General features: G+C 67.4%; 11 protein-coding genes and 4 pseudogenes. 8 read left to right on the top strand and 7 right to left on the bottom strand.

Annotated elements, in window-relative coordinates; genetic code table 11:
- Positions 1 to 92 precede the first annotated feature (92 nt).
- Positions 93 to 870, bottom strand: a pseudogene (locus tag ACIBK6_RS40195) (IS5 family transposase).
- Between the two features lie 73 nt (positions 871 to 943).
- Positions 944 to 1,120 carry a hypothetical protein gene (locus ACIBK6_RS40190; protein WP_399058071.1) on the bottom strand — a complete coding sequence of 59 codons (177 nt, stop codon included), beginning with the start codon at positions 1,118 to 1,120 and terminating at the stop codon, positions 944 to 946.
- Between the two features lie 222 nt (positions 1,121 to 1,342).
- Between ACIBK6_RS40190 and ACIBK6_RS40185 the strand changes: the two genes are divergently transcribed.
- Positions 1,343 to 2,194 carry an integrase core domain-containing protein gene (locus ACIBK6_RS40185; RefSeq protein WP_399058069.1) on the top strand — a complete coding sequence of 284 codons (852 nt, stop codon included), beginning with the start codon at positions 1,343 to 1,345 and terminating at the stop codon, positions 2,192 to 2,194.
- 9 nt (positions 2,195 to 2,203) lie between these two features.
- Here ACIBK6_RS40185 and ACIBK6_RS40180 read toward each other — a convergent pair.
- Positions 2,204 to 2,392, bottom strand: a pseudogene (locus ACIBK6_RS40180) (hypothetical protein); the annotation flags it as partial.
- Between the two features lie 341 nt (positions 2,393 to 2,733).
- Here ACIBK6_RS40180 and ACIBK6_RS40175 point away from each other — a divergent pair.
- Positions 2,734 to 3,231 carry a YbaK/EbsC family protein gene (locus tag ACIBK6_RS40175; protein WP_399058067.1) on the top strand — a complete coding sequence of 166 codons (498 nt, stop codon included), beginning with the start codon at positions 2,734 to 2,736 and terminating at the stop codon, positions 3,229 to 3,231.
- 22 nt (positions 3,232 to 3,253) lie between these two features.
- On the opposite strand, the gene ACIBK6_RS40170 is transcribed toward ACIBK6_RS40175, so the two are convergent.
- Positions 3,254 to 3,871, bottom strand: a complete 618-nt coding sequence (locus ACIBK6_RS40170) for a LysE family translocator (protein WP_399058065.1) — start codon at positions 3,869 to 3,871, stop codon at positions 3,254 to 3,256.
- Positions 3,872 to 3,950: 79 nt separating this feature from the next.
- The gene (locus ACIBK6_RS40165; protein ID WP_399058063.1) at positions 3,951 to 4,691 is read right to left on the bottom strand and encodes a 2OG-Fe dioxygenase family protein; all 741 of its coding nucleotides are present in this window, start codon (positions 4,689 to 4,691) and stop codon (positions 3,951 to 3,953) included.
- A gap of 365 nt (positions 4,692 to 5,056) precedes the next feature.
- On the opposite strand from ACIBK6_RS40165, the gene ACIBK6_RS40160 reads away from it, so the two are divergent.
- Complete coding sequence (locus tag ACIBK6_RS40160) at positions 5,057 to 5,506, top strand: hypothetical protein (RefSeq protein WP_399058061.1); 450 nt, start codon at positions 5,057 to 5,059, stop codon at positions 5,504 to 5,506.
- Positions 5,507 to 6,197: 691 nt separating this feature from the next.
- Here ACIBK6_RS40160 and ACIBK6_RS40155 read toward each other — a convergent pair.
- A complete protein-coding gene (locus tag ACIBK6_RS40155; RefSeq protein ID WP_399058059.1) occupies positions 6,198 to 6,536 on the bottom strand; it encodes a hypothetical protein in 339 nt (112 codons plus the stop codon).
- 315 nt (positions 6,537 to 6,851) lie between these two features.
- Between ACIBK6_RS40155 and ACIBK6_RS40150 the strand changes: the two genes are divergently transcribed.
- The 4 genes and pseudogenes from ACIBK6_RS40150 to ACIBK6_RS40135 all read left to right on the top strand — a co-directional run bounded on the left by ACIBK6_RS40150 (position 6,852) and on the right by ACIBK6_RS40135 (position 9,215).
- Positions 6,852 to 7,466: a hypothetical protein gene (locus ACIBK6_RS40150; RefSeq protein ID WP_399058057.1), complete on the top strand. Its 615-nt coding sequence runs from the start codon at positions 6,852 to 6,854 to the stop codon at positions 7,464 to 7,466.
- A 302-nt stretch (positions 7,467 to 7,768) separates the two neighbouring features.
- Positions 7,769 to 8,152: pseudogene (locus ACIBK6_RS40145) on the top strand (DNA-binding protein); the annotation flags it as partial.
- Between the two features lie 114 nt (positions 8,153 to 8,266).
- Positions 8,267 to 8,401 carry a hypothetical protein gene (locus ACIBK6_RS40140; RefSeq protein ID WP_399058077.1) on the top strand — a complete coding sequence of 45 codons (135 nt, stop codon included), beginning with the start codon at positions 8,267 to 8,269 and terminating at the stop codon, positions 8,399 to 8,401.
- Between the two features lie 190 nt (positions 8,402 to 8,591).
- A complete protein-coding gene (locus tag ACIBK6_RS40135) occupies positions 8,592 to 9,215 on the top strand; it encodes a hypothetical protein (protein ID WP_399058055.1) in 624 nt (207 codons plus the stop codon).
- 837 nt (positions 9,216 to 10,052) lie between these two features.
- Here ACIBK6_RS40135 and ACIBK6_RS40130 read toward each other — a convergent pair.
- A complete protein-coding gene (locus ACIBK6_RS40130; protein WP_399058053.1) occupies positions 10,053 to 10,532 on the bottom strand; it encodes a macro domain-containing protein in 480 nt (159 codons plus the stop codon).
- 65 nt (positions 10,533 to 10,597) lie between these two features.
- Here ACIBK6_RS40130 and ACIBK6_RS40125 point away from each other — a divergent pair.
- Positions 10,598 to 11,590, top strand: a pseudogene (locus ACIBK6_RS40125) (NAD(P)H-dependent glycerol-3-phosphate dehydrogenase); the annotation flags it as partial.
- Between the last annotated feature and the right edge of the window lie 19 nt (positions 11,591 to 11,609).

Raw genomic sequence — 11,609 nt, 5'->3', positions numbered from 1 at the left:
CTGAACTTCCTACGCTTTGGTGTCACGTGCTCTCTCCGCCGTTCCTGACCATGATCCTATCGGGGACCACTGTCCGAGAACTTCGGGGCGGCTCAGATGAGGATGCAGGCGATGCTTGTGAACGCGAGGAAGTGGTCGGCCTTACGTTCGTAGCGGCGGTGGAGCCGGCGGCAGCCGGCCAGCCAGGACATGGTGCGCTCGATGGTCCAACGGTGGCGTCCCAGGCGGGTGGAGCTCTCGATTCCCCTGCGGGCGATGCGGTGGGTGATGCCCCGGCCGCGTAACCATCGGCGCAGGTGGTCGTAGTCGTATCCCTTGTCGGCATGCAGCTTTGCGGGACGGCGCCGCCGAGGTCCGCGGCGTGAGCGGATGGGCGGGATACCCCGCACAAGAGGTTCGAGCGCCTGGCTGTCGTGCAGGTTCGCGCCGGAGATGCCGACGGACAGGGGCAGGCCGGTCCGCTCGGTGATCAAGTGGATCTTCGCGCCTTTCTTGCCCCTGTCCACAGGATTCGGACCCGTCAGGTCCCCCCTTTGAGCGCCCGCATGTTCACCGAGTCGACGGCACATCGCGACCAGTCCAGCTCGCCCCTGGCGCCGAGTTCGTCCAGGACCAGGCGGTGCAGCTTCGCCCACACCCTGGCCTGGCTCCACTCGGTGAAACGGCGGTGGGCAGTCGCACCGGACGGACCGAACGCTGCACGCGGCAGCTGCTGCCACGTACAGCCCGACGTGGCCACGAAGATGATCGCGGCAGCACCTCACGGTCACCATGCCTCCGTCGGCCACCACCTTGCGGCCGCACCGGAGCAGGCGGAACCACCCGCTGGAACAACTCCCACAACTCATCCGGCACCAGCCGCTCAACAATCCCCACGGCCGCAGACTACCGAACACCCCAAATGAGATGACGTCTTATGGCGTTGTCGGGGACTTCGTCAGCGTCATCTGAGGCCTCCGATTGCGGTGACGGTTTGGATGAGGTACCCGGCGACGGTGGGGAGGTCGACGGCGCTGTCGCCGGGGGCGGGGGCGGGGGCGGTGGCGTTGGCTGTTGCGGTGGTGGCTGTGAGTCCGAGGATGCAGGCGGTTGCGAGGAGGATTGCGGCGGTGCGGCGCATGAGGGATTCCTCTTGTTGTTGAGGTAGTTGAGGTTGATTCGGTGACTGGTCCAAGCTGCCGTATGACTGCTCAAGTCGGTGGATGGACACGCGCCGGTCTACCCGAACGGGGGGTCATTCCGGCTCCGCCGGAATGAGGGCATGGGGGCGCAGCGAACATGCCGGTCCGGCTGAGCACGAACCTGTCATCGCATCTGCGCCCAGTTGTCACCAGTGCGCGCCATGGATCGTCACCGCGAAGACGCAGGTCGCAAGGAAGGCTGCACCTTGCCGGAGTGTGTTGATGGGGCCGAGATCGAGGGCGCTCAAACGACGACGTTCTTGCTGGACAGGATGCAGCGGATTCGCACAGCGGATGGAAGACCTCCTGCGCGCCCAAGAGATGCAGCACCTCACCGCCCGCATCACCGAGGGCTTCTGCTGGCCCTGGAGCGACCCGCACCGCCGCCGCCTGGTCGACGACATCACGATCGGCTCCTGGCACAAGCCGTGGAACCTGCGCAGCGAGTCCCGCCTCGACGGCGTCCCCCGTCCTGGCTGTGGGCCACCGACCCCGACGGGTTCGGCCAGGTCGGCTGCGTCTACACCGCCCAGCGCTTGCGGCCATACCATCGTGCACCTCGCTGCCTACCGCCGGCTTGTACAGCGGCGCCTGGCGGTCGCCGGCCGTTCGCCGCCGACCTCGGCGCCCCCCTCGATTCCCTGTGCTTCGTGCTCCGCGACCGCGACACCAAGTACACCGACTCCATCGATGCCGTCTTCAAGGCCCATGAGATGGACGTGCTGCTCAGCGCGCCGCAGGCCCCGCGGATGAACGCCCACTGCGAGCGAGTGATCGGAACCGTCCGACGCGAGGCTCTCGACCACGTTCTGATCATGAACGAGGCTCCAGCCCGACAGGTCCTCTCCGACTACCAGGACCACTACAACCGGCACCGGCCCCACCGATCCCGAGACCAACGACCGCCCCAGGCGCACGAGCAGCCCGCTGCAGTGAACGACTTCGAAGACCGCAGACTCCTGCCCACCCGCGTTCTCGGCGGCGTCATCAACGAGTACCGATACGCGGCTTGAGCTGCAGCGATGACTTTTCGAGCCGCACAGGGTCAGGGCGTGGGAGGCGAGCTGTTCGACGAGGTGTTCATCATGGCTGCGCAGCCCTTGGAGGATGGCGACGAGGGGGGCGAACGACGCGCTGGCGATCATGTCGTCGGGGTCTTCGCCGGGTTCGAGCAAGACGGGCACGGTGATGCGGGCGATCCCGTCATGGCCCGGTCAGCACACCTTCTTTGTCGGCGAGTACAGGTTGTATGCCTCGTCAGGGACGGATATGAACGCCTGGGCTTGGACGTAGCAGTCGACCCGCAAGTTGGTGGATTGCCCCCAGATGACGCCGCCGGCGTGCTGCCCGCTGGAGTCGCCGTACATGGGGCCGCTGAGCGGCATACAGAGCCAGCCCGGGGTGCCATACGGGGGTGCATCCCGCCCCGTCCAGCCGGGTCTCCACCAGTCAAGCCTCAGCTCCGCGAGCTGTGCCTCGGTGGGCTTTGGCTGCCGAGGCTTTGTAAGGTGAACTCAGCCGATCCAGGCACCAGTTGACACAGGAGGACATGATGGCTGCGGACGACGCCGATGGTACCTACGGCAAGCTGCTCGCCCTGCTCGACGAACACGGGGCCGCCTACCGGGTGATCGAACACGACCCGGAGGGCGGCACCGAGGCGGTCAGCCGGCTCCGTGGCCACACCCTCGACCAGGCCGCCAAGTGCATCATCGCGATGGTGAAGATCGGCAAGAAGGAGAAGCGCTACGCCCTGGTGGTCGTACCGGGGAACAAGCGGATCGACTTGGCGGCGGTGAAGGCGCTCTACGGCGGCAGCTACGTCTCCTTCGCCTCTCCCGACATCGCCGAGGAACTCGCCAAGTCGCCGAGCGGCACCATTCTTCCGTTCTCCTTCGACGAGCGGCTGGAGCTGATCGTCGACCCCGGGCTGCTGGTCCACCCCGAGTTCTACTTCAACGCCGCCCGCCTCGACCAGTCCCTCGCACTGTCCACGGCCGACTACCGGTCTATCGCCGAGCCCCGGGTGGAGGCGGTGTCGCTGGACTGACATGGCGCCGGCGTCGCCGGTGTCACTGGACCGCCGGGGTGAGTGCCAGGGCCATGCCCAGTCCGACGAGCACGGTGCCGATCACCTTGTTCAGCACGGCCTGCCGCTGTAGCAGCCGGGCGCGCAGGCTCTGGTTGGAGAAGAGGGTCGCGGCCAGCGCGAACCAGACCAGGTGAGCGACCGACATGAACAGGCCGTACCCGATCTGCTGGGCGACCGGGGTGTCGGCGCTGACCACCTGGGTGTAGGTGCTGAGCACGAAGAGCATGGTCTTCGGGTTGAGCGCGTTGGTCAGGAACCCGGTGCGCAGCGCCCCGGCCTTCGACGGGCCACTGCCGTCCGAGAGGCCGATGTCCACCTGGGCCTTGGTGACGAACGTCTTGTATCCGATGAACACCAGATACCCAGCGCCGACCAGCTTCATCGCCGTGAACAGGGCCGGGGTGCGTGTCACGAGCAGCCCCACGCCGAGCATGGTGTAGGTGACATGGACGAGCACCCCGAGGGAAATACCCACAGCCGCGAGGATCCCCGCGGTCCGTCCGTAAAGGTAGCTGTTGCGGACGGCCATTGCGAAGTCCGCCCCAGGACTGATGACAGCCAGAATAGTGATGACCGCTACGGCGATGAGCTGACCCATTTTCCCTGATTCCCGTTTTCTTGCTCCAATGGCATGAAGTGTGCGGGGCGCCGTCCGGCGTCCCGCACACCCGCCGATGTCAGACCTTGTGACGGTAGGTGATGACCAGTACGTCACGTGAGGCGGGGGTCCCGGGATCCAGCTGCTCGATGGGCGAGACGCCGTGGAAAACCCTTTCGTCGTTGACGAGAGCGAGATCGAGGGTTTCGGCCAGGCTGAATTTCTCCAGCGGCGTCTTCTCCAGATCGTAGATGGTGCTTTCGCCGCCGATGGCGTTGGTGCGGCCGATCATGGCCATGAGGACGAAGGTGACGCCGTCCCGGTGGATGCCCTCGGGGGTCGGCCTGCCGACCTCCTCGCCGTTCACCTCGATGCGGAACTGGTGCGCCTCGATGTGCCAGCCCGAGTAGGGGGCGAGGCGGCCGAATATGCCGGCGCCCAGCCGGACCAGGCTGTCCATCGTGCTGCCGCGCAGGATCTCGTCCTCGAACGGCTCGTAGTGCCGGGCGATTCCTCCGTTGAGGTTGTTGTAGTCCAGCGTCTGGTAGTGCGGCTGGTGGTCCTCCACCCGGTAGTCGTCGCTCGCCCGGGGCGCGCTCAGCGTGGCGTGCCGCCGGCGCCGGTAGCGGCCCCCGTCGGTCATGTGGCCGTCGAGCGGCATTCCGTTCCAGCTCTCGCGGAACGCGTCCAGGTCGGCCAGCGCGTTTTCAGAGCGCTCCAGAAGAAGCTCTTTCACCCGGTCGCCGGGGACCAGGTCGTAGCTTTTCCCGGAGAGTGATTCGCAGATTTCCTCAATACCTGAGTCGTATCGCGAAGACATGTCTCCCCCTTCATCTTCATGATCACTACGCCGTCGATCATGAGGTTTCGCGGGTCGACGTGTCAACAGGGTTCAGGGCCGCCGGGTAATCTTTTGTACGGACGCAACAATAGGTGGGTACTTCTCAGGGAAAATCGACTCAAAAGGGCGTTTCGGTCATGGCTGAATTACTGGCATCGGCTTTTCTGTGCCGTTGAGCCAAAGAGGCCACGAACGACCGTCCAAGTGGGGTGGTGTCAGCGGGTTGTGCGTCAATGAGGCTGTTGTGGGGCGGTAGCCCGGTGAGCTTTGCCTGGACGCCCTGCTGAACCTGGGCGGCTGGGTGAAGCCCGAGATGGTCGCACTGGCAACGCCTCCTGCTCGACATGGTCTTCGGCATCTTCAAGATGCTCGGCGACCGTTTCTCCCCGCGCTTCATGGACCTTCAGGACCAGCAGTTCTGGAAGGCCCAGATGCCCGGCGCCGAGTCGGCGGGAGGGTACGGGCTGGAGGCGACGCGGTGCGCGCCGTCGTCCGCCAGGCCGTGCACGACGTCCGCCCCGCCCGCCGAGCCGCCGACCGCACCGGGGGCTGATCCGGCGGCCGATCCGTTTGTTGCTGAAGGCCGGCGGGTGGTTGACGAGCTCGCGGCGACAGCGCACGCCATCGGTGAGCTGATGCTCGAAGTCGCCCCGGCCCACCTGTCCGATGATGAGTCCGCCGGCCGTCTCGCGGTGCTCTGCGCGCAGATCGGCGAACCCCTCGAACGCGGTCTCGCGTCCCGCCGCTACGTCCTGTCCGGAGACCGCCGTGCCCGGTACGGGACCGTCCTGTAGCAATTGAGGGTGTGTCAGAAAGTCACCCGTCTTCGGTGCTGCCGGGGGCCGCTTGGCCCCGTTGGTCAGGGCATGACGACGCTCAGGACGGATTCCGGGATGACGAAGGCGTGGAAGGACTACGCGCTGCATCTGCGGGAGGTCCTGCGGCAGTGTGGTGGCGGAGCGCCTCTGCGAGCGCTGGCGTGCCGAACTGGTCCGCCATCGGGACTGCGAGCAGTGCCGTACGTCAACACGGTGACGTACCGCCCGCGTCGCCCATCGACCCAAGTGCTCGTTGTGCCGAGAGGTGCCCGCACCGTTGGCTGGACGGTTGTTTTCAGTGGGGGAGTGTGACCGTAGGTGTGGACCCCCGGAATCGCTGACTGCCCGTCTGCCCAGGTCGGACCGGGTGGGCGAGCCTCTTTTGGAAACCTCTACGCGATAGCCGTGCGAAGTGGTCGGCTTCACAACCTCGCCAACCCGGCCAGGGTTCCCGAACTCACCCGACCCGGCCCCGGGCGCCCACCCGGATCGAAGAACCGGCACCCCGCCACCCGCTACGACGTGGGCAAGACCGTCAAACGCCCGGAGACACTGATCGAACGCGATCAAGCCCGACGATATGGATCAAGGAAAGGCGACCGGGACGGGCGGGACGCCGCTGTCGGCTCGGTTGCGTTCATCCGCTACGAGGTCAGTCCGGGAGTGGTCACCGTGACCGTGCTCCGGGTGATCCCGAGCCCGTAGAGCGCCAGCAGGCCGACTTCAGGCAGGCCCGTACGCCACGGCGCGGGCCAGGGCATGTCCAGCCGGTGATGTTGCCGAGGAACGCGGCGCCCCACCAGGGCAGGATGAGCAGGCCCGCGTAGTAGGACGGCCAGAGCAACAGCCACACCACCGCGTAGCCGGAGGCGGCGGTGATGACGGGCGGGATCAGGAAGTAGACCCACCGGGGGGCGCGGTGTACCGCCCGTACGGCGAGACGCCCAACAGCGAACGCGGTCAACGCGAACACGTTCAGGAACGCGATGGCTATGGCTGAGTCCATGGCCGGACCATATCCCGTGACCTGGCGGTTCGACGCGGGAGCGGCTCCGGCGACCGACCAGCCGGACCTCTTGTACGTCACGACGGCCGGAATCCGCCAAGTGGGAGCGCGGGCCGGTCAGTCCGGACGCCTCCGCTTAGAGTACGGCGGGCCATACCTGCGGCGGCCGGGGTCGCTGGGGAAACGCTCCGCATGATGCCGTGTCCGTTCGCGCGATCTGGCCAACGTGTGTCACATCTGTTCCCGCAGTCCCATCGGTCCCGCAGGCTCTTGCCTGTTGCCCGGGACGACCAACCGGGCGGGAGGGACACCATCATGCGAGCCATCAGACCACTGGCCGTCGCGGCCCTATCCTGCGGCGCCCTGCTGGGCGCGGCCATCCCGGCTTCGGCTACGCCTGCCACCGCCGCGGGAGCCGGGCGCGAGGTGCACACTGCTGTCGACAGCGGCCTCTACTCCGGGCCAGGCCTGAGCACCCCGCGCATCGGGACGGTGTGGGCCGGTGACAACTTCGCCGCGATCTGCCGGGTCAACGACAACAACGGCAAGCGCCTGCTCCTCGGCATTGAACGGCCCGGCCGCAACGGCGTGCAGTGGGCGAACACGGCGGGCTACGTCTGGGACGACGACGTCATCGGCGACACTGCCGACCTGCCGAGCTGCGACGGCTACGGCCGGAGGGTCACCCCCAACAAGGACACCGCCATGTATGCCGGTCCCGGCCTGAGCACGGGGCAGATCGGGACGGCGTGGGCCGGTGACGATGTCGCCGGGGTCTGCAAGATCAACGACAACAACGGCAAACGCTTGGTTCTCGGTATCGAACGGCCCGGCCGGAACGGCGTGCAGTGGGCGAACACGGTGGGCTATGTGTGGGACCTGGACATCCGGGAGTCCACCGGCGACCTGCCGGACTGCGGCACCGCGTAACCGGCCCGCGGCGACGCCTACGCCCGGAACACGGCAGCGGCCCCACCTCCCTTCGGTTCAAGGAGGTGGGGCCGATCAGGATCACGAGAAGGCCGTACCCACGTCCGGCGACCACCCGAACGAGCGACCTGGCGGACACTTGACGATCAAGCCGGAGGTTGAGGAAGAGGATTAGTTTAGGGCCCGTTCTCCAAGGACCGGGCTTCCACGCAGCCGACCACCTGATGGCCCGCACGCCCAAGCCTGAACGCGACGACCTTACTGACTTCGGCTCGTCAGGGTGATCCTTCTCAAAGTCGGTGATGTCGCTGGGGTGTTGGCTGTACTCCGCGGTGTGTGAGATATGCGGATGGGGGCGGGCTGGCCCTGTGGGCCGTCAGCGGCGCGAGGCGGTGCGAGGCGGTGCGGATGCAGGCGGCCGAGTTGTCAGAGCAGAGGATCAAGCCGCCGGAGGTGGCCCGGCGCCTGCGGGTGAGCTTGAAATGGCCTACCGCTGGCAACAGTTGTGGCGCCAGGGCGGCAGACCGGCGCTCACCTCGCAAGGCCCGAGCGGATCACGGTGCCGTCTGTCGCCGCGCTGTCTGGAAAAGCTCGTCGCCTGCCTGCCACAGGGACCGGCTGCGCACGGCTGGGTGGAGGACCAGGTGTGGACCGCCGCGAGGGTGGCCACGCTGATCGGCAGGAAGTTCCACGTCTCCTACGGCGTCTCGGGCGCCACCCGGTTGATGCACCCGTCTCGGTTTCTCCCCGCAGGTGCCCGCACGCAGGGTGGTCGAGCGCGACGAACAGGCCGTGACGGTGTGGAAGGAGGCGACCTGGGCCGAGGTAAAAGAGCCCGGGCGGCCTGCGGAGGCTACATCTGCTTCGAGGACGAGGCGGACCCGATGGACAACCTCGGCGCCCGCTTCATGGCCTCCCAGCGCCCGCACCTCTGACCTGCGTACGCCTGACCGGTGTTGAGGCAAGGCGACGTGGTGTGTGTGGTGACGAGGCGGGGGGAGTAACCGCGGACGGGAGCCCGTAAACAGCGGTGTCGTGGGTGATCGGCTCAGTGTGCGTGCGTGGTGAAGGCGCGTAGCATCCGGCAGCAGTCACATGCACACACATACCCCAGGGAGTCACGCAGTGCCGGACAGCATCACGCTCCAGTCGCAGTACGCAGTCCAGGTCCGGACGGACCTGGAGAGCAATGCCGCGGAACGCGAACGCATCAACTCCGAGATCGGTGTGCTCCAGGGGCAGTTGAAGGTCCTGGAGGACAACCATGCGCTGCTGACCGCGATGCAGCAGGCCCTCGGCACCCCCACGCCCCCGGCCGCCACGGCGCGGAAGAAGAAGAGCAGTGAGCCCGCACCTGCCGGGGGGCGGGTTCCGCGGGCACGTACCTCGGCCGAGACGCCCAGCACGGGAGCGAAGAAGCAGAGGAAGACCGCTGCGAAGACCCGGGCGAGGGGGAACGGCCCGACACTGCGCGACCTGGTCGCAGCCCACCTCACCCAGACGGGCAATCCGGCCTCGGCCGCCGAGATCACCACCATCCTGGCCGCCGCCCATCCCGAGCGGAACATCGCCGCCACCGTGGTGCGCAACACGCTCGAGAACCTCGTGGCAAAGGGAGTGGCGGAGCGCACCCGGCAGCGCCGCTCCGTCTTCTACAGCCTCCCCGCCGCCGCTGGTACCGGCACGCCTGCGGAACCCCAGGTCACCTCGTCCGGGGACCTGGCCGCCACCACGGAGGCAACTGCCTAAGAAGCTGTCCATATCCCCCAGATGGGTCGTCCCATGACCAATGAGGACCGCACCGTCGCAGGACATCGAACTGGCTGGGACAGCTGAACCGCAGGCCATCGTGGTGGTGGAGGACGAAGCGCAGCCCGCCAGCAAAGAGCGTGCGACCTGCAGTCCGCTGAACTCCGCGAGTTGCTCATGGAGCCGCGACGTCCGTTGACCCGCTCTCTGCCGGGATATGACGGCTTCTGACGGGCGGACGCCGCGAGCCATGTCGGTGGTGCTCAGCCACGGCGCCCGCGGCAGGCGGGACACGTTCTTTCATGTGGCCAGGGCGTCCTGGGCGAGCGGGGTGAGGCAGGGCGGCTCCGCGTACGTGCGAACGGGCCGCGGAGCCGCCGGGTGAACGCTGTCCGAGCGTTCACCCGGTGTGACGGTACGGGCAGCGGCCCTGGCAGGCGCCGAGGGACACACATGCGCCCTGGCCCAGGATTGGACGACGAGGAAGCTGTCGACCTGGGAGGCGTGGAGTTGATCCGGGCCGCGATGAGACGTGCGGCCTGCTCGCTCGGCTGGAAGGCGGAGACCGTCGGCTGGCCAGGCACGCGGCGCCCCGACCATCAGTCCTGGACCGGGATGACGCTCGCCACCGAGGGCCGGGCCGCCGGACTCCTCTTCCCGCAGATCACCCCAGGCGCCGGGCCTCGACGACCAGCTCGCCGCTCTTCCCCCTCCAGGCCGTCGCTCTCGGCCACGACGCCTCAGCCAACGCGGCCCTGCTGGACAAGACCGCTGCCCAGATCCTGGACTGATACCGGCGGGTCTCCGAAACCGGGCGGGCACCCTCTTGCCATGGTTCTACGCGTCGTAGTCGTACACGGTCACGGCGATGCCCCGGGCGATGAGTCGGTCCATGACGAGTGGTTCCACTCTCGGCCAGCTGCCGCCCGCCAGTCCGCAGCCGATCCTCGGCATGTGGACCGAGGCTTCCAGCTCAAGTGCCTTGTCGGCGAGCGCGGTGAGGGCCTTGTCGATGGCCTCGTACCGTACCGGCACGCCCTTGCTGCCGGTACGGATACCGTGCTGGCCCACCATGTTCGCCACCCACACGTAAGGGTCGACCTGGACGAACTGCACCGCGCCCAGGCCGAAGTCGTTGCCCGCACGCTCACGGTGCCAGCGCCGGTAGGCTCGCTCCGGCTCGGGCCAGCGGCGCGAGATGGCGACGACGAACCCCTTGCCCCAGCCGCCGAGATCGTTGCAGACATGCGCGATCAGCTTCACGCCTTTGCCGTGCGGCGCAGTGGCGTCCCCTCGTACATACACGATCCCCGTCATACCGCCAGCGTACGGGGCACTGCCGACAACCGATTCCTCCGTCAACAAGGAAATGAGGAAGCTGGATGAAGATCGCCGTATTGTCGGCCGGGTCGTGGGGGACGGCATTCGCGGCGGTCCTGGCCAACGCCGGTACCGATGCCGTGCTCCACGCCCGCCGCAACGAGATCGCCAACGCGATCAACAGCAGTCACACGAACCCCGCCTACCTGCCCGGGATCACCCTGCCCACGACGCTGCGCGCCACCACCGACCCCGCCAAAGCCCTTGCCGGCGCCGACTTCATGGTGGTGTCCATCCCGGCCCAGGAGGTGCGGACCAACCTCACCCAGTGGGCACCGCTGATCGAACCGCAGACTGTCGTGGTCAGCCTGATGAAGGGCATCGAAACCGGCAGCGGACTGCGCATGTCGGAGGTCATCGCGGAGGTGACCGGGGCGCCCGCGCACCGGGTGGCGGTCGTGTCCGGCCCGAACCTGGCGCGCGAGATCGCCGAGAAGCAGCCCGCCGCCTCCGTCATCGCCAGCACCGACCAGGCCGTCGCGAAAACCCTGCAACAGACCTGCATGACCCCCTACTTCCGCCCCTACACCAACACCGATGTCATCGGCTGTGAACTCGGCGGCGCTGTCAAGAACGTCGTCGCGCTCGCTGTCGGCCTCGCCAGCGGCATGGGCCTGGGCGACAACGCCAACGCCCTCCTCATGACCCGGGGTCTGGCCGAGACCGCCCGCCTCGCCACCGTTCTCGGCGCCGACCCGCTCACCTTCTCCGGCCTCGCCGGAGTCGGCGACCTCATCACCACCTGCTCCTCGCCCCTGTCCCGAAATCGTGCTTTCGGCGAACGCCTCGGACAGGGCATGAGCGTGGACGAAGCCACGATCGCCACCAAGCAGACGGCGGAGGGCGTGACGTCGTCCGCCGCGCTACTGGCCCTCGCACACCGGTACCGGGTGGAGATGCCCATCACCGAGGTCGTCGTCGACGTCATCGCGGGACGCATCAACGTCACGCAGGCAGCCGACCGCCTGATGTCCCGAGCACCGAAACCTGAACGACTTCACCGCCGAGCACCTC

It is taken from the genome of Streptomyces sp. NPDC050485 (assembly GCF_044458185.1).
Taxonomy (GTDB): Bacteria; Actinomycetota; Actinomycetes; order Streptomycetales; family Streptomycetaceae; genus Streptomyces.
This window is presented reverse-complemented; position numbering and strand designations above follow the sequence as displayed.